This is a genomic window from Mesorhizobium wenxiniae (assembly GCF_002284535.1).
In the GTDB taxonomy this organism is placed as follows: Bacteria; Pseudomonadota; Alphaproteobacteria; order Rhizobiales; family Rhizobiaceae; genus Mesorhizobium; species Mesorhizobium wenxiniae.
Genome location: NZ_NPKH01000020.1, coordinates 952,078 through 972,283 on the forward strand (window position 1 = coordinate 952,078; position 20,206 = coordinate 972,283).

Sequence of the window (20,206 nt, forward strand, 5' to 3'; positions counted from 1 at the left end):
CCCTTCGAGATCGATCGTCCCGATCCCGTATCGGGATGGCGATGATGCGTCAACGCGCCACCAGCCGGCAATGTCGCAGTTTGAAATTCGACTAAGGGCTCAATTGAGCCGTTCCGTTGCCGATGATCGAGTAGCGGGTGAGGCCGAGTGCGGGAGGTCTCGGCGCTTGTGGCGTCGCCATGCATGTTTCTCGCGTCGCCGCGCGCCATGATGATTTCCGTGATTGTTCAAGTGGTGAACGCTGGTTGTCGGGAAGCACCAACGGTGGTTACCTTGATGACAACGTGGGAGGAACAGCCTGATGCCCGGCAAGCGGGCGAAATGCAGAGATTGGAGGAGACGATGCCAGGCGTGGAAGCCGCGATTAGGGAACTGCTGGAGAGTCGATCGGCTGCCATGGGCGCCAAAGACATCGAGTGGCTTATGTCCCTTTACTCCAACGACATAGTCTATTTCGACCTCGTACCGCCGCTTCGGTATGTGGGTTCCAACGCCCTTCGCGAGCGGTTCCTGGATTGGTTTCCCCGCTGGTCTGGTCCGATTGGCCAGGAGCTTGGCCAACTGGATGTTGCGGCCGGCGATGCGGTTGCCGCCGCCTGGATGCTTATCCGAGCGCGTGGCATCCTGAAAACCGGCGCGAAAGTCGACTACTGGGTGCGCGTGAGCAATGCATTTCGTCGAGCTGGAGACAGATGGACGATCACGCACGAGCACGTTTCCCTCCCCGTCGACATGCGGAGCAGGACAGCAGTCTTGGGCTTGACCCCATAGCGTCGCCGGAACGACGTTGGACAGGGGATTTTGATGTCGTTCTTCACGCCTAAAGCAACAGGACTTGAGGGCCTTTCCACCCGTGCGCCCGCTGATCCGAAGGGAATGCATGCTTTTCCGCGATCGGCCGACCATCCGCGTAGTGCACCATGCGCCAAATCCCCTCGATATCGATCTTCTCCCGATCTCGTCGTGGCGCTGATGCGTCACCGCGCCAGCAGGTACTAGACTGAGCAGAGTGAGTTGAGGAAGGCTGACATGAAACTTACCTCATGCCGTCTGACGCCCGATCTATGGTCCGCGCTCGAGGACCTGTTCGATGAGAGCGCCGTCTGCAGTCGATGTTGGTGTATGTACGGGCGTATCGGCAGTGCTTATCGAAAGCGACCAGGTGAGGAAAACAAGGCCGCGTTCCGGCAAGCCGTCGAGCTTGGTCCGCCTCCAGACGTGCTTGCTCTCGACGGCAATACTGCTGTCGGATGGTGCCAGGTGACACCGCGAGATGCCGTGCCCTGGCTCGATCGGCTGTGGCAGCTCAGGCGAGTGGATGATGCGCCGGTCTGGTCCTTGTCCTGCCTCTACGTGCGAAAAAGATACCGCCGGCAGGGCGTCACGTCCCACCTGATCGCAGCGGCGCTGCAAGCTGCAAGGCGCGCAAATGCCCATGCGCTTGAGGCCTATCCTTTTGATGCCGATGTATCGCCGAGTGCTTCCGGCAGTGGATACGCCTCCACCTTCGCTCGCGCCGGGTTCAGGGTCGTCGCTCGCAGGGTGCCAGCCCGCCCGATCATGCGTTATGATTTCAAGCAAAATCCTGATGATGGCGTATGATACTCCGACCGCTTGTCCACGAGGCAAGGGCCGCTTCGGGCAAGACACCGAATGCAGCGAAGTACCGGTCGCTTTTTTCACAGAGCGTGCCGGAAGCTCCGGTGATCGCGGCGGCTTGCGGCGTCTAGGTTGAGCGAAAATTCGGAGCCGGCCGCAGCCACCATGCAGACTTATGATTTCATCGTCGTCGGCTCCGGCTCGGCCGGCTCGGTCCTCGCCGAACGGCTTTCCGCCTCCGGCCGCTTCTCGGTGCTGGTGCTCGAGGCCGGCGGCACCGATCGGCGCTTCTACGTGCAGATGCCGCTTGGCTACGGCAAGACCTTCTTCGACCCAGCGGTCAACTGGAACTACAAGACCGACCCGGATCCCGGGCTCGACAACAACACCGATCACTGGCCGCGCGGCAAGCTGCTCGGCGGCTCGAGCTCGATCAACGCGATGGTCTGGATCAGAGGCGCGCGCGAGGATTTCGATGCCTGGCGAGATGCCGGCAATCCCGGCTGGAGCTACGACGATCTGCTGCCGGCCTTCAAGGCGCTGGAGGACAATGAGGCCGGCGCCGACCAATGGCGCGGCATCGGCGGCCCACTGCACATCACCGACTGCTCGACCGCCGTCCATCCGCTAACCAACCGCTACCTGGCGGCCGGTCAGCAAGCCGGCCTGCCACTCAATCGCGATTTCAACGGTGCCGTTCAGGAAGGCGTCGGCATCTACCAGATCACCACCAGGAACGGCCGCCGCATGTCGGCCGCCCGCGCCTTCCTGCGCCCGGCGATGAAGCGCAAAAACGTCCGCGTCGAGATGAATGCGCTGGCGACCAGAATCCTTTTTGAGGGCAAGCGTGCCGTTGGCATTGAGTACCTGCAGAACGGTGAGACGAAGACTGCCCGCGCCGGTCGCGAAGTCATTCTGTCGGGCGGCTCGATCAACTCGCCTCAATTGCTGCAGCTTTCCGGCATCGGTCCCTCGGCGCTCCTTGGAGCGCTCGGTATTCCCGTCATTCACGCCAATGAGAATGTCGGCGCGAACCTGCAGGACCATGTCGGCATCAACTACACGTATCGGGGCAGGCTGCCGACACTCAACCAGATCCTGCGGCCGTGGTGGGGCAAGCTCATGGTCGGCATGCAATATGTCCTTTTGCGCTCGGGCCCGCTGTCGCTGTCGATGAACAATGCCGGCGGCTTCTTCCGCACCGACCCGGCGCTTTCACGGCCCAACATGCAGCTTTATTTCCAGGCATTCTCGACCGTCATCCCGAAGAGCGGCGAGCGTCCGATCCTGACGCCCGACCCGTGGCCGGGCTTTTCCATCGGCCTGTCCAACTGCCGTCCATCGAGCCGTGGCGAGATCATGATCCGCTCCAGCAATCCGCGTGACTATCCGAAGATCGTCGCCAATGCCTTCTCGACCGAAGCGGACGTCGCCGAAATGCTGGCGGCGGTGAAGTTCGTCCGGAAGATCGCCGCCATGCCGGCGATGGCCGACATCATCGAGGAAGAGGTTTTGCCGGGCCCATCAATCAAGTCCGACGCGGATCTCATTCAGGATTTCAGGAAACGCTCCGGCACTGTCTACCACCCGGTCTCGACATGTCGCATGGGACCGGACGCTGCGCGCGCCGTCGTCGGCCCGCGCCTGCGGGTTCACGGCCTCGCCGGCTTGCGCGTCATCGATGCCTCGATCTTTCCCGATAACATCACCGGCAACACCAACGCCGCCTCGATCGTGACCGGATGGAAGGGTGCCGAACTGGTTCTGGAGGATCAAAAATGAAAATCACCGACGTAAAGACCTGGGTTGTCGGCAATCCGCCGCCCGGCATCGGCGGCAAGTATTTCATCTTCGTCAAGCTCACCACCGACGGCGGCGTCGTCGGCTATGGCGAGGCCTACAACGCCACCTTCTCCGCCCACGTCACCGCAAGAATGATCGAGGACATGGCCGAGCGCTACCTCATCGGCCGCGATCCGCACGACATCGAAAACTTCTTCCGCCGTGCCTATTCGTCCGGCTTCACCCAGCGCCCCGACGTGTCCGGGATGGGCTGTTTTTCGGCGCTCGAAATCGCCTGCTGGGACATTATCGGCAAGGAGGCCGGCAAGCCGGTCTACAAGCTGCTCGGCGGGCAGGTGCACGAAACGCTGCGTTCCTATACTTACCTCTACCCACACAGCGGCAGCGTCCACTCGGAGGATGCGCGCGGCAAGAACGTCTACAACGATCCCGATATGGCGGCCGAATGCGCGCTCGAATATGTCGAGCAGGGCTTCACTGCCGTCAAGCTCGACCCGGCCGGCCCCTACACTGCGTTTGACGGTCACCAGCCGCGTCTCGTCGATATCGACCTCTCCGCCCGCATGATCAAGGCGATCCGCGAGGCGGTCGGCACCAGGGCCGACATCCTGTTCGGCACGCATGGCCAGTTCACCGCGTCGGGCGCGCTGCGCATGGCCCGCGCCATTGAGCCCTATGATCCGCTGTGGTTCGAGGAGCCGGTGCCGCCCGATATGCCGGAAGTGATGGCTCAGGTGGCGCGCGGCACGCCTATCCCGATCGCCACCGGCGAGCGGCTGACGACCAAGTTCGAATTCGCCCGGGTCATCGAGAACCGTGCTGCGACCATTTTGCAGCCGGATCTCGGCCGCTCCGGCGGCATTCTCGAAACCAAGAAGATCGCCGCCATGGCCGAGGTCTACCACATCCAAATCGCACCGCACTGCTATTGCGGGCCGATCGTCGGTGCGGCCAACATCCAGCTTGCCGTGACCTTGCCCAACTTCCTCATTCTGGAATCGCTGAAGCAGTGGGACGGCTTTCACGAAAAGCTGCTGAAGAAAAAGATCGAATGGCAGGACGGCAACGTCATTCCGTCGGCGGAACCAGGCCTTGGCGTCGAACTCGACGAAGCCGTCTGCGAGGCGCATCCCTGGACCGGCAAGGACCTGCATCTGCAGATGATGCAGACGCCGTTGATGCCGTGAGCTGTCTTTAGAAACGTCGTCACCAGTTTGCCGCGCAAACGGGTGAAGAGTATTTACACGCAAGAACGCCGGGCTTTTCCTGCCAAGAGCGAGACCTGACAGGCGGATTGTGAAGCGATTCCAGCATATTGGCCGGATCGCCAGAATCACAATCGAAACGAGCTGAATCAAAGTCTCAACACCTTGATTCAATATCTGAGCGTCAGCGCGCCGGGTAGGATCTCGAAGGTCGCCGGTATGCGCCCGGGGGATTCGCCGTCTACGTCGAGCAGCGCGGCGTTCTTTTGCGCATCACCGAGCGGTTCGACAACCACTTTCTTGCCACGCAAAATGGTGATTGCCGGATGGTTGCGGTGCCGTCCGCCATAGAGCAGACGGATGTCCCAGATCAGTTTCAGCTTGCCGGCCGCACGCAAGATGACGATGTCGAATTCACCGTCGTCCAGTTCGGCATCCGGCGCGATCATCATGCCGCCGCCGAAGAATTTTCCGTTGGCCACCGCCACCAGCGCCACGCGCGCCTCGACCGGGACGCCGTCATCGACGGTGATCACAACGTCCTGGAACCGGTAGCGCATGAATTCCCACACGGTGCGCCAGTAGAACAGCGCCTTGGCCGACACCTTGCCCTTGCGCTTGTCGGCGTTGACCGCGCGGTCGGTGGCGCCTGAAAGCCCGAGGCTGGCGATGTTGATGAAATGGCGGCTGGCCAGCGCGCCATGGTCGTCGACATAGGAGATGCGGCCGGCATCGACGTTGTGGGCCTTGGCATCGGCGATGCGCTTCAATGTCAGGTCGACCTCGCCAGATAGGCCGAGCCCGCGGGCGAAATCGATGCCGGCGCCGCAAGGCAGCAGGCCGAGTTCGGCCGTCCGGCCGCTTTCCGCAAACGCCTGCAGCAGCCCGTCGGCCACTTCGCTGGCGGTGCCGTCGCCGCCCGCCGCGATCACCAGGTCGAAGCCGCTGGCTGCAAGGACGAGCGCCAGCCGTTCGGCGTCGCCGGTCGCCTGCGTTTCGCGCAGCTCGAAATCGCCGAAATGTTTCCTGAGCGAAGCACTGACCTCCGGCCAATGCCGTTTGAGCCGGCTGCCACCGGCAATCGGATTGAGAACCACCCCGACCTTCAAGAACGCCCTCCCAAAGGATCGCAGCGACACTGGTGTCCTAAAATCCTTTGCCGGCATTGAAGCCCGCGCCGCGATGTGGGGCAAGAGCCGAATGTTTGATCATGCTGCTCGCCGCAGATTGGGCGTGTCCCGACCCCCCTCGAAAAAACGCTCGGCCGCCGAGCTCAGTCCCCGATAATCCCGCTATCCACAGGCTCGCGGCTGTTTCGCCAAACGCTCACTCGGCGTACATTAAACCCATCTCAGGCGGCTACCGATTGCCAAGTCGAAAGACAAAGCGAAACGGCGGATTTCCTGAGGCCCGTACGGCCCCTGAATGAAAGCAGGCTTGCCTGTTTTGACGAGGGATGCCGAGACCTACGGGGCCGCGGAAAGCGTGCGAACGCCTACGGCGGACCGATGCTGCCATGAAGGACGGCAAAAACCTTCGATGGCGCGCTGGACGAAGCTCGCAAGGGTGGAGACTGGCGAGGTCCCGAACGGACGCTGCCCTCGGGCGGTGGCTGGCAGGACCGTCAACATCAAGGCCGGCATGGCGCGACGTCTTTACGGAAGTTGCTGCCGCGACCGTGTCCTGATCTGACAGGGAGGCGCTGGGAGAAATCCCGGCGCCGACTGTCTTTCATGGCCATCCCCGCGATGTTGTTGGCGCGGCTTCAGCGTACGCCGGACACCTTGGCCGAGCGCGATCTGCGGTGCCGAGGGCACGATCTTCATCACCAGGCGCAATCGAGCTGCACTCCGTTCTGCCGGCACTGATGAAGGCAGGCGCCACGCTTGAGAACGTCTGCGACTTCTGATGAAGTTCGGCCACAGGCGGAACTCCTGAGACCTTCCCTTGTACTTCGCCACGCACATTCCACAATCGCGGCCAAATCCCGCCTTGATCTACGGCGATTGGTGAACGCACCAGCGCCGCACGTCCTTGTAGCACTCGCCAAGGCAATTCGAAGGGACAAGACCGTGATTAAGACCACCCTTGTCGCCATGACCATCATCGGCTGCGACTGCGATGCCAGGCTTTGCGAGTATATCGGCGAGACGCCGGCCAAGTGGTCGACCATCGCCGATTGCGAAGCAGCGATGAAAAGCCAGATGTCGCATGCGCGCAATTTCAACTACCCACTCGTGTCCGGCATCTGCCGCACGACGCAGACCTCGTCGCGGCTTGCCGCGACGGGCTCGACGCCTGAGTTGGCGGCGGCAGCGCAGACCGCCACCGACCCACTCCCGTCCGAATTGAGCCGTCGGCCCAGCGTTGCTGTCGGGTCGCAGGCAACAGCCACGGAAACAGAGGTTGCCAGGCCGGTCGCCTTTGAAGCCGCGGTCGATGGCGGACGCTCGGTGCTGTATCGCACGAAGAACGGTTACGCCTTGGTCAAAACCGACCTTGGCCGCGCCGCATCCGCGACCCTCGGAATGGCCAAGCGGTCGGCGAACTGGCTGGCGGCGAAAATGCCGAACGGTTTGTAAGCGCCCTCAGGCGATGCCGCTCAGCGCCTTGATCGCAGCCGACCATGGCTGAACGTCAGCGGCTAACCCGCCGCCTCGTCCTTTGCGCCGATCTTGCGCACCAGCGCCGCCGTTGCCAGCATCGCGCCCATGTCTGATATCATCGGCGCGACATGCTTGGCGTAGTCTAGCGGCACCGATTTAGGCAGGTCGAAGAAGTCCTTCGTCTGCGGCAACAGTAGAAAACCGTCGCCGCCATTGAGCGCAACCCGCGCCGGATCATCAGGCCAGGTCTCGCTGAGCCATGTCAGCGCCCGCGCCAGGCGGCCACTCACCAGCGGCTGCGCCGCCTCAACATTGTCGGTGCGGAAGTCGTAGGCGGCATCGAGCTCGGGCACGCCGCATGATAATTCCTGCATCTTGCTGGCGAACATGCCGCGGAAGAACCCGACGGCCACGTCAGTCCGGCGGGCGGCCACCAATATGCCGGGGAACGGCACGATGGTCTCGAAGGCGACGACGATCCCCTTGAATGCTATCGTGCCGCTCTTGCCCGTGCCTTGCCGGAGATCGGCTTCGTAAAGCTCGAACGGAAATCCCTCGTAGCGGCCGGATACGATGTCGTCGAAGCGCTTGCTGTTAAAAGTGCCGATCGTCTCGCGCGGCAGCCGGTCGAACGAATTCGGCGTTACCTCATGCTGGTACCGCATATCCTCAATGAAACCGAAGATGATCGGCAGCAGCGTTTTGCGGAACGACTGCTGCAAGGTGCTCGCCGGCTTGATCGCCTGGAAATAGAGCAGGATCGCCGCCACGAACCCGACGACATAGAGCAGCACATGCGGCGTCGAGAACCATCGCTCGTATGGATCGGCGACCGTGTTGAAAAGCCAGGCCACCAGCGCCACGAATACCAGCAGCAGGGAGATGAACAGCGGCACCCGCCAGCGGACTTGCCGGTAGGCTGCAGCCCTTCCGACCTCATAGGCCTCGAGATTCCTTTTGATGCCGGCGATGTCAGCTTCATCAGGCATGAAATCCGCTGCTTCCATCGCCATCCCACCGTCGAAAGACCGAACACCCAGCTCGGACAATAGCCGATTTTGCCGAAAGTCGCGCGACTACAGCGTTGGGATGGTGGTGAGGCCACACGATTCATCCGAGCACCAGTCAACTATGGCTATCAATTCCCGTTACCAAAAACCGCAACGAAACGGGCCGTAACCTTTTGCCTTAATGCGCCCTCCAGCGCCTCAACGGGAACCAGCCGCTCATGGTCGCCGGCGCGCAGCCGCATGAAGGGATGCAGCCGGTAGGCGGCAATGGCGCCACGCGTGCCGGCGTCAGCGCTGATATCGGCGGTCAGGATGCCCCCGATGCGGCCGGGCCACGGCTGGCGCGCAAAGGCGGTGCCTAGAAAATCGCCGAGCCCATAGGCGACGAGCGCTTTGCCGATCCGCTCCACCGGCTGCACGACATGGGCATGATGGCCAGCGATCAACCCGACGCCTTGCGCGGCCAAATGCCGTGCCAATGCCCGCGTGGCGGCCTGTGGAAAATGCCGGAATTCCCAATCCCAATGTGGCACGGCACAGGTGAGGTCGACGGCGGCGCCGCGCGGCCATCGTGCCGGGTCGGCTTGCATCGACACACGGCCCGCGAACGCAGCCGCGCCGGCATTGCGCCACAGCGTGAAGGCGGCAAAGCCAATTGTCAGCGGTCCGATCGCAAGGCGCTCGACCGGACCGCCGGCGGCGGTACCGATGCTGCGGATGCCGAGACGGGTCAGCGCCGCCACGGTCTCGTCGAAACCCTCGACGCCTTGGTCGAGCACATGGTTGTTGGCGAGCGACAAAACCAGCTTCTCGCGCGAGATGCCGGCGGCCTCCAGCGCCTCGGCGAGAAACCGCTCGGTCATGGCATGATGGGTGCCAAGCTTCGTTCCCGTCGTCGCGCTCGGCCGCTCCACCACCGGGCTTTCGCAATTGCCGATCACCAGATCGGCGGAGCCGAGCAACATGGCGATCGCCGGGTCGCATTGCGGCGCTCTGCGATTGGCCACCGCCGAGATATCGCCGACGAAAGCGAGCCGCACCGTCCGCGCCGGCGGCGGCATCATCGTCGCTGCGGCTGCCGGCGCAAAGCCTTGTTGATCGCCGCTGAGCGAGGGCTTCAAGAAGCGTGGCAGCCAAGACAATTTGTAGGAAAACGGATAGTTCGACACGCGCAGCCTGCACCGGGATGAACGGCCACGGTAGACGATGCGTACGATATAGCGAAGCGCCTCCGTTCGGAATCGTGCTGCCAGATGCCCCGCAGTAGGCGTAACACACAAGATGCGTATATGGTTGCCGCCGAACGGCATACCGGAGGACCAAGATGACGCGATTTTCGAGTTTGCTGGCATCCGCCCTTATTCTGCTGCTGCCGGTTTCTTCCGCCGGGGCCGCAGCCCCCGAACCGGCCGCCCTGTTCGAGGCAAAAACCGTAGCGGACCGCGACAGCACGCTTACTGCGCTGGAAGCCGCCGCGCCCACTGATCCCGCGTCGGCTTACGCCGGCGGCGCCAGCCAATTCTTCACCGCGCTGGAGATCCTGGCCGGCGGCCTGCACCGCCACGGTTTCGAAAGCCCGCAATCATTCATACTGCCGCTGATGCGGCTGCCGGTCCCAGACAATCCCAATCCCGAGCCGCTGACCTACGACGGCTTCCGCGCCATCCTGGTCGCCTTCCGCGATCGGCTGGAAAAGTCCGCCGCCACGCTTGGCTCCGTGCCTGCCGATGCCGGCATCGGCATGGAGGTCGACCTCACCCGTCTCGGCATCGATCTCAACGAGGATGGCCAGATCGCGCCGGACGAAAGTGCCGCCGCGATCATGGCATCCCTGTCACGCGGCGGTGCGCCAGACCCGGCCGCACCCGCCCTCACCTTTCGCTTCGACCGAGCCGACGGCTATTGGCTGCAGGGCTATGCCGAATTCCTGATGGCGCAGGCCGATTTCTGGCTGGCGCATGATTTCAGGAACGCCTTCGACGGTTCGTTCCACATGCTGTTTCCGCGCGCCAAACTGCCGCTGCAGGACACGCTCGTTCCGCCGGACGGCGGCATGAGCGGCGGCATGTTGTCGTCCGAATGGCGCATCGCCGACTTCATCTCGCTGGTTCATCTGGTCAACTGGCCGGTCGTCGAACCGGAGCGCCGGCAGGCGGCACGCCGCCATCTCATTGAGATGATCCGGCTGTCGCGCGAAGACTGGAAGGCGATCCGCGCCGAGACCGACAACGACCGTGAATGGCTGCCCGGCCCGCAACAGAAAGGCGCCAGCCCCCTCACCGGCCTGGAGGTCGGCGAGGAGCAGGTCCAGGCCTGGCACGCCGCGCTTGATTTGGCTGAGGACCTGCTCGACGGCCGCACCTTGCTGCCGCATTTCCGCTTCGCCGACAAAGGCATCAATATGAAGCGCTTCTTCGACGAACCAAAGCCCTTCGACTTGGTGCTGTCGATCACCGGACCGGCCATCGCGCCCTATCTCGAGAGCGGAAAGATCCTCACCAGCGAGGAGTTCGACCACATCCAGCGCCAGTTTGGCGGCGCCGGATTTTTGACATTTGCGCTGTGGTTCAACTGAGGGCGCGTTTTGACATCACTCCTGACACCCTTGTGTCAGCAGCTTGGTTTCGTCTCGCGCCCCTCGCCACTCCGCTCTTTCCATTTTGGCCGATACCTCCCATATTTGGGACATGGCCAAACTTCCTGATAAAAACACGCCGTCGCCGGCGCGTGACGATCGCGCTTCGCCGCCCAAGCGGCGCAGTCCGCTGACCGATTTTCTCGATGCGTCGGAGCCGCTCCACAAGGGCGGTTTTGCCGAGGCGCCGCAGGCCGAGCTTTCCGGCGCGCCGCTGACCGGCTCGATCGCCGATTGGGCCGAGCAGATCGAGCAGGAGGCCGAGAAGGAAGGGCGCCAAGTCTCCCCTCTTGAGGGGGAGATGTCGCCGAAGGCGACAAAGGGGGTCGGCAAAGGAAGCGCTCAACATGAGGGGTCGCCGAGCGCTGCCGCACCGACCCTACCCGGCGGCTCCGCCGCCACCCTCCCCTCAAGGGGGAGGGAAGGCGCCAAGCAAAAAAAGATCCCCGAACGCTCCTCCTCCCCCGGCCGCACGGCACGCGGCACCTCGATGGGCGGCGCGGCTTCGGCCAGAGAACGCGCCGCGGCCGGCCTCAACCCTGTCGCCGGCCTCGATGTTTCGCTCGAGGAGGCCGAGACCATGGCCTCCGGCGGCGTCACCGCCACGGTGGCGGCGCTCTCGGCGCTAATCGAATCCGGCAACCCCTTGCACAAGGATGGCGTGCTGTGGACGCCACACCGCCCGGCCCGACCCGAAAAATCCGAAGGCGGCATCGCCATCAAGATGGTGTCGGATTTCGAGCCGGCCGGCGACCAGCCGACGGCGATCAAGGACCTTGTCGAAGGCGTCAACGACAACGACCGCACCCAGGTGCTGCTCGGCGTCACCGGCTCGGGAAAAACTTTCACCATGGCCAAGGTGATCGAGGAGACGCAGCGCCCTGCTTTGATCCTTGCCCCCAACAAGACGCTGGCTGCGCAGCTCTATTCCGAGTTCAAGAAATTCTTCCCGGAAAACGCCGTCGAGTACTTCGTCTCCTACTACGACTACTACCAGCCGGAAGCTTACGTCCCGCGCACGGATACCTTCATCGAGAAGGAATCCTCGATCAACGAGCAGATCGACCGCATGCGCCACTCGGCGACGCGCTCGCTGCTGGAGCGCGACGATGTCATCATCGTCGCCTCGGTGTCCTGCATCTACGGTATCGGCTCGGTCGAGACATACACGGCGATGACCTTCCAGATGCAGATCGGCGACCGGCTCGACCAGCGCGCACTGCTCGCCGACCTCGTCGCCCAGCAGTACAAGCGCCAGGATATCAATTTCGTGCGCGGCTCGTTCCGCGTGCGCGGCGACACGATCGAGATCTTTCCGGCCCACCTTGAGGACCGCGCCTGGCGCATCTCGCTGTTCGGCGACGAGATCGAGGCGATCACCGAGTTCGACCCGCTGACTGGCCAGAGCACCGGCGAGCTGAAGAGCGTCAAGATCTACGCCAATTCGCACTATGTCACGCCGCGCCCGACGTTGAACCAGGCCATCAAGTCGATCAAGGAAGAGCTCAAGCACCGGTTGGTCGAACTCGAACGGGCCGGCCGCCTGCTTGAGGCGCAGCGGCTGGAGCAGCGCACCCGCTTCGACCTCGAGATGCTGGAAGCCACCGGCTCCTGTGCCGGCATCGAGAACTATTCGCGCTATCTCACCGGCCGTCAGCCCGGCGATCCGCCGCCGACTCTGTTCGAATACATCCCCGACAATGCGCTGGTTTTCATCGACGAAAGCCATGTCACCGTGCCGCAGATCGGCGGCATGTATCGCGGCGACTTCCGCCGCAAGGCGACGCTGGCCGAATACGGTTTCCGTCTGCCGTCCTGCATGGACAACCGGCCGCTGCGCTTCGAGGAATGGGACGCCATGCGCCCGCTTTCCGTCGCGGTTTCGGCGACGCCCGGCGGCTGGGAGATGGAGCAGTCCGGCGGCGTCTTTGCCGAACAGGTCATCCGCCCGACCGGCCTGATCGATCCGCCGGTCGAGGTGCGCCCGGCCAAGACCCAGGTCGACGATGTCGTCGGCGAAATCCGCGAGACCACCAAGGCCGGCTACCGCACGCTGGTCACCGTGCTGACCAAGCGCATGGCCGAGGACCTGACCGAATATTTGCACGAGCAGGGCATTCGCGTCCGCTACATGCACTCCGACATCGACACGCTGGAGCGCATCGAGATCCTGCGCGACCTGCGTCTCGGCGCCTTCGACGTGCTGGTCGGCATCAACCTTTTGCGCGAAGGCCTCGACATCCCCGAATGCGGCTTCGTTGCCATTCTCGATGCAGACAAGGAGGGCTTCCTGCGCTCCGAAACGTCGCTGATCCAGACCATCGGCCGTGCCGCGCGCAATGTCGACGGCAAGGTCATCCTCTACGCCGACCAAGTCACCGGCTCGATGGAACGAGCGATGGCCGAGACCAACCGCCGTCGCGAGAAGCAGATGGAGTGGAACGCGGGCAACGGGATCACCCCGGAATCGGTTAAGTCCCGCATCTCCGACATCCTGGACTCGGTCTACGAAAAGGACCACGTCCGCGCCGACATCTCGCAGTTCACCGATAGCGCCGGCGCGATGATGGGCAACAATCTGAAGGCCCATCTCGACGCGATGGACAAGCAGATGCGTGACGCCGCCGCCAACCTCGACTTCGAGAAGGCGGCCCGCATCCGCGACGAGATCAAGCGGCTGCGCGAGATGGAGCTGTCCATCTCCGACGATCCGCTGGCCAAATATGCCGACATGGAAAGCCCGGTCTCGGGCCGCGAAAAGGGCAAGCACAACAAGGGCCGCGCCATCCACCGCACGGTCGACAATGACGGCAAGAGTCTCTTCCGCAAGCCGCATCTCGACCAGATGGGCGCCGACGGCGCCGTGCCGGTCAAGAAGCCGCTCTTCGCAAAGCCTTCGCTCGACGCCATGGGCCCGGGCACCGACATGCCGACCCCCGCTGGCGCGGTATCGCGCTCGCTGTTCAAGAAACAGTCGGCCGAGGAGGCGCACGGTTCCGATTTCGGCATCCCCGGCGAGCCGACCAAGCCGCTGTTCAAGAAGAACTCGCTGGACGAGATGACGGTGCGGCGGACTGAAAAACCTGTTGAGGGTGACAAGCCAGTCAAGCGCGAACGTGCCGGCATCGGCTCCTACGAAGATCCAGCCGACGCCCGCCGTGAAAAGCGCCGGCCCGGCAAGACCGGCCGGCCGGGGCGGTAGAGTTCTGCAGCCGAGCGCTTAGTGCGCCCGTGTTCCATGAGACCTGATCTGATGCTACTTCAAGACAGTTCCACTGAACCCTTATTTGAACTGTCGATCGACGCTCGCTTTCCATATGCAGATGCAAGTTCTGCTTCGGCTATAATCGCGCGAGGATGGTCGATCCACTCAACGCAGCCTTTTGCTCCATGAGCTATGTCGTCCCCCAGTTGGGCAGGCAGTTTCGAAGGGAAGAATGCTTGAGCTTGTCGAGGAATGGTCGCTGGGACCTGATCATCCACTAAAGCAGCCAATGCTTCGCTGCGCACCAGCTCTCATTCAGAACGAACCGCTGCCGTGGCACGAAGCTTCTGCTGTGATGCAAGAAATTGGGCTCTACGACGGCCAGCGAGCGGCACTCGGGATTGCCTATTTTGCTGGCGACAATTCCACCAGCGAAGGCGAAATTGGCCTAAGCAACACTAATCATCGAATTCGTGAGACTTGGGTGACCAAAGGCGTCTAGAAAGCGCAACCACCGTTGTTGAAATCAACTGGGCGCGACCATCCGAACACGCCCCTTGCCATCCGCCCCGCCCTTGGTGTAGCAGTTTCCACACTCAACGTCTTGAAAGGAGGGCTGCGTGAATTTCGACCACCACCGTCAGCGCGGCCCTGTCCCTGCCCTGCGAGCTTGCTTGCAGGGCTGACCAGGGACGGTCCGGGCTTTTTCCCGCTTCGATTTTTGGTCTGCCCTTCGTGGTGCTGCAACGCCGAGCCTGATGGCCGGCCAGCGCACAGTCAAAGTGCATCGAACCGGAACCTCCCTCCGGGCAGACCAGAGAAACCAAGATGGCCCTGATCAGCCTAAAATCCCTCGGCGTCACCATGAGAGCGCCGCTCTTTTGCAATCTTGATCTCACCATCGGCACCGGCGACCGCCTCGGCATCGTTGCTGCCAACGGGCGCGGCAAGTCCACTTTGCTGAAGTGCCTGACCGGCGAAATGGAGCCGACATCAGGCGACATCACCCGCACGCGCGGCCTGCGCGTCGGCTATGTCGAGCAAGCCGTTCCCGCAGCATTGGCCGAGCACGGCTTTCAGCGGGTGGTGGCCGACGCCTTGCCGGCCGAGCAGGCTGAAAGCGAGCAATGGCGCGTCGACGTGGTTCTCGATTCACTCGACATACCGCAGCCGATGCGCGAGCGGCCGATGCGGGCATTGAGCGGCGGCTGGCAAAGGCTGGCGCTGATCGCCCGCGTCTGGGTCACCGATCCGGACGTCCTGCTTCTCGACGAGCCGACCAACCATCTCGACCTCGCCAAGATCAGCCAACTCGAGACCTGGCTGAACACGCTGCCGCGCGAAGTGCCGGTGGTGATCGCCAGCCACGACCGGGCCTTCCTCGACGCAACGACCAACCGGACGCTGTTCCTGCGCCCAGAACAATCGCCAGTGTTCTCGCTGCCCTATTCCAAGGCACGCGATGCGTTGAGCGAAGTCGACGCCTCGACCGAGCGCAAATTCCAGCGTGACATGAAGGTGGCGCAGCAATTGCGCCGGCAGGCGGCCAAGCTTAACAACATCGGCATCAATTCGGGCAGCGACCTGCTGACGGTCAAGACCAAGCAGCTCAACCAGCGCGCCCAACGCCTCGAGGAGGTCGCAGCACCGGCGCACCGCGAAAAATCGGCGGGCGCGATAAAGCTCGCCAATCGCGGCACCCATGCCAAGGTGCTGATCACGCTCGACGACCTGGCGGTTGAAACGCCTGACCGAACGCCGCTGTTCAGGACCGGCAAGCGCCATATCTGCCAGGGCGACCGCATCGTCCTGCTCGGCCGCAATGGTGTCGGCAAGTCGCGGCTGATCAGCCTGATCAGAAATGCCATCATCGAGCCGGAGACGGCAGTGCAAGGCGTAAAGGTGACGCCGTCGACGGTGCTCGGCTACAGCGACCAGGCGCTGTCGGGCATCAGCGCCGAACACACGCCGCTGGCGATGCTCTCGCGCAGCTTCGATGTCGGCGAGCAGCGCGCACGCTCGCTGCTGGCGGGTGCAGGCGTCAGCATCGACATGCAGGAGCGCAGTATCGGCGTCCTGTCGGGCGGGCAGAAGGCGCGGCTGATGATGCTGGCGCTCAGGCTCGCCAATCCCAATTTTTATCTGCTCGACGAGCCGACCAACCATCTCGACATCGACGGCCAGGAAGCACTGGAAACGGAACTGCTGGCCCATCAGGCAAGCTGTGTGCTGGCCTCGCACGACCGCTCCTTCATCAGGGCGATCGGCAACCGCTTCTGGCTGATCGAGAAGCGGCGGCTGACCGAGATCGACAGCCCGGAGGATTTCTTTCGATCGGTGGCTGAGGGGAATGGCTGAGGAAAGCCACGCATCTGCCGGGCCGGCATTCAAGGTGCTGCCGGCCCACGCTTCCCCGCGAGCCGAAAAAGGCGAGGTCTCGCAAAACCGAGGGAGGAAAACGGTCATGTGGCGCGGACTGTCGTCAAGAACCTGTATGATACCTATGCAAAATGTGACATCGAGGGCGCGCTGGTCGACTGCGCCGATGATATTGTCTTCCGCTGGGTCGCCGAACCGGCGCAGTCGCGCTATGCCGGGGTGGCCAAAGGTAAGCAGGAGTTTCTTGCCCGGCTTTTGGCCCTGGACGACGATTTCGAATACCGGCGCTTCATCCGGTCGAGATCATCGACGGCGGCAACAAGGTTGCGGCGCAGGTCGAGATCCACATGACACGCCGAACCACCGGCGAGGAGTTTGTCATGCGCACCGCCGATTTCTAGACGCTACACGACGGCAAAATCATCGAGATGATGGAGTATTACGACACCGCTCTGGCCGCATCCGTCATCTGAGACGTATCCCGACTGAATGAGGCCCTGCGACAGAAAATTCTCCGCGATCTGTCGGATCATGGCCGCGCGGCACGTCCTCGGGATGCCGACACGGTAATGCCGGCACCAATCGAGGAGAAAGCATGATGTCTATACTGTCATCCGTAGGTCGCATCGCGACCCGTTACTCGGCGGCTCGCGCCCGCTACCTCAGCGAGCGCGCCCTCCTTTCGTTGCCCATCGAACTGCGCAAGGACATCGGCTGGCCGGAAATCGTCATCGACGCACAGAACAGCCCGCGGATTGGCCTGGCTCCTTGACAAGGGCCGACCGTCGCACGGTCGGCATTAAAAAAACGCATCGGCCATGTAGGATCGCCGCTGCCCCCTTCGTCCTGTGGTTCGCAATGCCCAACCAGAGAGGAGCAAGAGATGAACGATCAGCCCCAAACCCAGCCCGCAGCCAAAGTCCTCGGCGGGTTGACGCCCTACCTTCAGCTGGACGGCGCCTTCAAGGCTTCAGAATTCTATCAGAAGGCGTTCGGCGCCGAGCAGGTCTTCTTCTACCCGCCGGACGAGCAGGGCCGGACGATGCACATCCATCTCCACATCAACGGTTCGACCTTGATGATTTCCGATTTCTATCCCGAGCACGGAATGTCCGCGGTGAAGCCGCAAGGCTTCACAATGCAGCTGCATCTCGGCAGCGACGACATCGACGCCTGGTGGAAGCGGGCCGTCGATGCCGGCTGCGAGGTCGTCATGCCGCTCCAGGTGATGTTCTGGGGTGACCAGTGGGGCAATATGCGCGACCCGTTCGGTGTCGAGTGGGCGATGAACGCGCCGGTGAAGAAGGCATAGGAGAAGCACGATGTCCTATGTCGATGGTTTCGTTCTCGCGGTACCCAAGGCAAATCTCGATTCTTACAAGAAAATGGCTCAGATGGGCGGCACTGTCTGGATGGAGCATGGGGCGCTCGCCTATGTCGAATGCATCGGCGACGACGTGCCCTATGGCGAGCTCACTTCGTTCCCGCGCGCCGTGCAGGCCAAGGACGACGAGATCGTCGTCTTCTCCTGGGTCGTCTATGAATCGCGGCAGAGCCGCGATGCGGTGATGGCCAAAGTGATGGCCGATCCGCGCCTGAACGGCGACTTGTCGACGATGCCATTCGACGGCAAGCGCATGATCTTCGGCGGCTTTCAGCCGTTCATCGAGTTGTAGGCCGGCAACGCATTACGCTAGGCGGTCGAGCAGCGGCTTGAGCCGGTCGCCATAGCGTTTCCACAGATCGACCGAGCCCTGGTACATCGGCTGGCGCACCTGCGCCGCCGACGCCGTGCGCACCGGCCGGTCGGTCTCGTGGAACGACAGCACCGCATCGTCCCATGGCAGGCCGAGATGGGCGATGAGCGCCCGCGTCTGCCCTTCCTGGTCGGCGACGAAATCTTCGTAACGGACATCATGCACGACATCAGGCAGAACGGTGCGCCAATGCGCCATCATATCGGTGTAGAGATTGTGGAAATCGGCGAGCTCGCCGAGGTCGTAGCCGTAGCGGTGGCTGTCGCCGCGGAAATGCACCTTGTAGATCGACAGGCATGTCGCCGCCGCATCGCGCACGCAATGAATGATCTTGGCCTTGGGCAGCATCAGATGGATGAAGCCTACCAAAAGGAAATTGCCGAGCATCTTGTCGGTGATGTGCCGGAAACCCGGATAGCGGGCGTGCAGCAGGTCTAGATAGGCCTGGCCTGCCTCGGCATAGGCCTTGTCGGGCATGTCGGCGATGCCCCAGGGAAAGCCGCCCTTCATAGCAGGCGGAAACTGCTTGCCGAGCGCCGTCTTCAATATGCCGAGCTCACCGGCGCCATAGACCTGCGGATGGCTGGCGATGATCTGCTCGACCAGCGTGCTGCCGGAGCGCGGCATGCCGACCACGAAGATCGGCGTATCGTCGGCGATCCCACTCGGTCTGTGCTTGTCGAAGAAGGGCTTGTCGAACACCGCCTTCATCGCCTCGAATTCGGCGCGTGTCTTGGCCGCATCGTAGTCGATGCCCGTGCGGCGGATCGCATTGCCTTCGGCGAAATAATCGAAGGCACGGCCATAATCCTTCAAATCGTCATTGGCCTTGCCGAGGCCGAAGGAAAGCTGCATGCGCGCCAGGCTGCCTTCCGGCGCCTTGGCGTGCTGCGCCTCCATCCCGGCAAGCTCGGCGTCGCGCTCCTGCTGGCGCTTGACTTGGGTGAGCATCAGCCAGGCCCTGGCCATGCCGGGATCGACCGCCAGCGCCTGCCGGAAATGCTCCGCCGCCTCTCCGAGGCTGCCCTTCTCCATCAGCCCGACGCCCAGTCCGTGCAGCAAATCGGCGTCCTTCGGCCGAATTGCCAGTGCTTCGCGGAAGACGGCAAGCGCCTCGTCGAGCCGCCCAGCCTCCTGCAGCGTTTCGGCAAGCCCAATGCGGGCGCGGACATGGAACGGGTTGCGACCGATGGTGCCGCGATAAATCTCCTCCGCGCCCTCGAACTGTCCGAGCTGCTTAAGCGAGGAGCCGAGATTGTCGCGCGCCGCGAGCTGGTCCGGCCGCAGCGCCACCGCGCCACGGAAGAAATCGACGGCTGCACCGACACGGCCGAGGTCGCGCATCACCGTGCCGAGGTTGTTGAGGAAATCTGGATTCTTGGGTTGCAGGCGCACCGAGTGTTCGAGGAGGTCGAGTCCTTCGGCGCTGCGCCCGGTCTGGTGCAGCAGAAGCCCGAGGAAATGCGCCGCCGCTGCGTGATCGGCCTTTTGCGCCAGCACCTGCCGATAGAGCATCTCGGCTTCTTGCCGGCGGCCGGCCTGATGCAGTTGCAGCGCCTGCTGCACGCGCTGGTCGAGCCCTAGCGGCGGCTGTCCGCCTGAGCCGAAATTGGCGCCCGCGCCTGCCGGTCTTCTCGGATCTCTGTTGATGGGAAACCTGCCGTGTTTTGTCCGCCTGCCGCGATCTAGGCCATCGGCGCGGCAGGTTCAAGGGTTCGCAGGCCAGCTTACCGGAAATCGGCCTGGGTCAGCACATACATGTTCTTGCGACCGTGCGAATAGGCTTCGCGCGCAACATCCTGGATCGACGAACGCTCCGCATCGAAGGCGCTGAGATACTCGGCTTCCGCTCCACTGGTGGCCGGACTTGCCGCCGAAGCGCTGCAATCTCCACAAAGAACGGCACTTCGAACATGCCGTCATGGCCGACGAAACGAATGCGCTTGGCCGCCGCGTCATAGGAGCGGCTGCGGTTGGGAAAATTCAGCGTCATGATCAAGCTCCTCA

Annotated in this window: 17 protein-coding genes and 1 pseudogene; 13 read left to right on the plus strand and 5 right to left on the minus strand. The window is 62.9% G+C overall.

The genetic code is table 11. The annotated features are described in order from the left end of the window. The first annotated feature begins 183 nt into the window (after window positions 1-183). From CIT31_RS14940 to CIT31_RS14955, 4 genes are all read left to right on the plus strand, one after another. Window positions 184-771: a YybH family protein gene (locus CIT31_RS14940; protein ID WP_095519165.1), complete on the plus strand. Its 588-nt coding sequence runs from the start codon at window positions 184-186 to the stop codon at window positions 769-771. Window positions 772-1,029: 258 nt separating this feature from the next. Beyond that, window positions 1,030-1,602, plus strand: coding sequence for a GNAT family N-acetyltransferase (locus tag CIT31_RS14945; RefSeq protein ID WP_206073364.1), 573 nt, complete (start codon window positions 1,030-1,032; stop codon window positions 1,600-1,602). A gap of 162 nt (window positions 1,603-1,764) precedes the next feature. Continuing rightward, window positions 1,765-3,381: a GMC family oxidoreductase gene (locus tag CIT31_RS14950; protein WP_095519399.1), complete on the plus strand. Its 1,617-nt coding sequence runs from the start codon at window positions 1,765-1,767 to the stop codon at window positions 3,379-3,381. Continuing rightward, complete coding sequence (locus CIT31_RS14955; RefSeq protein ID WP_095519167.1) at window positions 3,378-4,589, plus strand: mandelate racemase/muconate lactonizing enzyme family protein; 1,212 nt, start codon at window positions 3,378-3,380, stop codon at window positions 4,587-4,589. Before CIT31_RS14950 ends, CIT31_RS14955 begins: the two co-directional genes overlap by 4 nt. A 188-nt stretch (window positions 4,590-4,777) precedes the next feature. Here the strand turns inward: CIT31_RS14955 and CIT31_RS14960 are convergent, their stop codons facing one another. After that, window positions 4,778-5,716, minus strand: a complete 939-nt coding sequence (locus CIT31_RS14960; protein ID WP_095519168.1) for a diacylglycerol/lipid kinase family protein — start codon at window positions 5,714-5,716, stop codon at window positions 4,778-4,780. Window positions 5,717-6,679: 963 nt separating this feature from the next. On the opposite strand from CIT31_RS14960, the gene CIT31_RS14965 reads away from it, so the two are divergent. Beyond that, window positions 6,680-7,189, plus strand: a complete 510-nt coding sequence (locus tag CIT31_RS14965; protein ID WP_095519169.1) for a hypothetical protein — start codon at window positions 6,680-6,682, stop codon at window positions 7,187-7,189. 62 nt (window positions 7,190-7,251) lie between these two features. On the opposite strand, the gene CIT31_RS14970 is transcribed toward CIT31_RS14965, so the two are convergent. Both CIT31_RS14970 and CIT31_RS14975 read right to left on the minus strand, forming a co-directional pair. Continuing rightward, complete coding sequence (locus tag CIT31_RS14970) at window positions 7,252-8,220, minus strand: DUF3137 domain-containing protein (protein ID WP_095519400.1); 969 nt, start codon at window positions 8,218-8,220, stop codon at window positions 7,252-7,254. Window positions 8,221-8,351: 131 nt separating this feature from the next. After that, a complete protein-coding gene (locus CIT31_RS14975; protein WP_095519170.1) occupies window positions 8,352-9,392 on the minus strand; it encodes a CapA family protein in 1,041 nt (346 codons plus the stop codon). 155 nt (window positions 9,393-9,547) lie between these two features. Between CIT31_RS14975 and CIT31_RS14980 the strand changes: the two genes are divergently transcribed. The 8 genes from CIT31_RS14980 to CIT31_RS15015 all read left to right on the plus strand — a co-directional run bounded on the left by CIT31_RS14980 (window position 9,548) and on the right by CIT31_RS15015 (window position 18,118). Then, window positions 9,548-10,798, plus strand: coding sequence for a hypothetical protein (locus CIT31_RS14980; RefSeq protein ID WP_095519171.1), 1,251 nt, complete (start codon window positions 9,548-9,550; stop codon window positions 10,796-10,798). A gap of 112 nt (window positions 10,799-10,910) precedes the next feature. Beyond that, window positions 10,911-14,060 (plus strand): excinuclease ABC subunit UvrB, encoded by a 3,150-nt coding sequence (gene uvrB / locus CIT31_RS14985; protein WP_095519172.1) that lies wholly within the window; start codon window positions 10,911-10,913, stop codon window positions 14,058-14,060. A gap of 235 nt (window positions 14,061-14,295) precedes the next feature. Next, window positions 14,296-14,565, plus strand: coding sequence for a hypothetical protein (locus CIT31_RS14990; RefSeq protein ID WP_095519173.1), 270 nt, complete (start codon window positions 14,296-14,298; stop codon window positions 14,563-14,565). A 326-nt stretch (window positions 14,566-14,891) separates the two neighbouring features. After that, window positions 14,892-16,421: an ABC-F family ATP-binding cassette domain-containing protein gene (locus CIT31_RS14995; protein ID WP_095519174.1), complete on the plus strand. Its 1,530-nt coding sequence runs from the start codon at window positions 14,892-14,894 to the stop codon at window positions 16,419-16,421. A 108-nt stretch (window positions 16,422-16,529) separates the two neighbouring features. Further along, window positions 16,530-16,793, plus strand: a complete 264-nt coding sequence (locus CIT31_RS15000) for a nuclear transport factor 2-like protein (RefSeq protein ID WP_245316246.1) — start codon at window positions 16,530-16,532, stop codon at window positions 16,791-16,793. Between the two features lie 244 nt (window positions 16,794-17,037). Continuing rightward, the gene (locus tag CIT31_RS34225; protein ID WP_165778405.1) at window positions 17,038-17,214 is read left to right on the plus strand and encodes a hypothetical protein; all 177 of its coding nucleotides are present in this window, start codon (window positions 17,038-17,040) and stop codon (window positions 17,212-17,214) included. A 111-nt stretch (window positions 17,215-17,325) separates the two neighbouring features. Beyond that, window positions 17,326-17,754 carry a VOC family protein gene (locus CIT31_RS15010; RefSeq protein WP_029350009.1) on the plus strand — a complete coding sequence of 143 codons (429 nt, stop codon included), beginning with the start codon at window positions 17,326-17,328 and terminating at the stop codon, window positions 17,752-17,754. A gap of 10 nt (window positions 17,755-17,764) precedes the next feature. Then, complete coding sequence (locus tag CIT31_RS15015) at window positions 17,765-18,118, plus strand: DUF1428 domain-containing protein (RefSeq protein ID WP_095519175.1); 354 nt, start codon at window positions 17,765-17,767, stop codon at window positions 18,116-18,118. A 12-nt stretch (window positions 18,119-18,130) separates the two neighbouring features. Here the strand turns inward: CIT31_RS15015 and CIT31_RS15020 are convergent, their stop codons facing one another. Beyond that, window positions 18,131-19,714 carry a tetratricopeptide repeat-containing sulfotransferase family protein gene (locus tag CIT31_RS15020; protein ID WP_245316296.1) on the minus strand — a complete coding sequence of 528 codons (1,584 nt, stop codon included), beginning with the start codon at window positions 19,712-19,714 and terminating at the stop codon, window positions 18,131-18,133. Window positions 19,715-19,926: 212 nt separating this feature from the next. Then, window positions 19,927-20,192: pseudogene (locus tag CIT31_RS15025) on the minus strand (DUF1488 family protein). Window positions 20,193-20,206 lie beyond the last annotated feature (14 nt).

Bases quoted from the DNA above. Each gene is read 5' to 3' on its own strand.
- uvrB (WP_095519172.1), top strand. From the start codon at position 10,911: ATGGCCAAACTTCCTGATAAAAACACGCCGTCGCCGGCGCGTGACGAT.
- CIT31_RS14955 (WP_095519167.1), top strand. From the start codon at position 3,378: ATGAAAATCACCGACGTAAAGACCTGGGTTGTCGGCAATCCGCCGCCC.
- CIT31_RS15015 (WP_095519175.1), top strand. From the start codon at position 17,765: ATGTCCTATGTCGATGGTTTCGTTCTCGCGGTACCCAAGGCAAATCTC.
- CIT31_RS15010 (WP_029350009.1), top strand. From the start codon at position 17,326: ATGAACGATCAGCCCCAAACCCAGCCCGCAGCCAAAGTCCTCGGCGGG.
- CIT31_RS15020 (WP_245316296.1), bottom strand. From the start codon at position 19,714: ATGCTCTATCGGCAGGTGCTGGCGCAAAAGGCCGATCACGCAGCGGCG.
- CIT31_RS14970 (WP_095519400.1), bottom strand. From the start codon at position 8,220: ATGGAAGCAGCGGATTTCATGCCTGATGAAGCTGACATCGCCGGCATC.
- CIT31_RS14950 (WP_095519399.1), top strand. From the start codon at position 1,765: ATGCAGACTTATGATTTCATCGTCGTCGGCTCCGGCTCGGCCGGCTCG.
- CIT31_RS14940 (WP_095519165.1), top strand. From the start codon at position 184: ATGTTTCTCGCGTCGCCGCGCGCCATGATGATTTCCGTGATTGTTCAA.
- CIT31_RS14990 (WP_095519173.1), top strand. From the start codon at position 14,296: ATGCTTGAGCTTGTCGAGGAATGGTCGCTGGGACCTGATCATCCACTA.
- CIT31_RS34225 (WP_165778405.1), top strand. From the start codon at position 17,038: ATGATGTCTATACTGTCATCCGTAGGTCGCATCGCGACCCGTTACTCG.
- CIT31_RS14945 (WP_206073364.1), top strand. From the start codon at position 1,030: ATGAAACTTACCTCATGCCGTCTGACGCCCGATCTATGGTCCGCGCTC.
- CIT31_RS14980 (WP_095519171.1), top strand. From the start codon at position 9,548: ATGACGCGATTTTCGAGTTTGCTGGCATCCGCCCTTATTCTGCTGCTG.
- CIT31_RS14995 (WP_095519174.1), top strand. From the start codon at position 14,892: ATGGCCCTGATCAGCCTAAAATCCCTCGGCGTCACCATGAGAGCGCCG.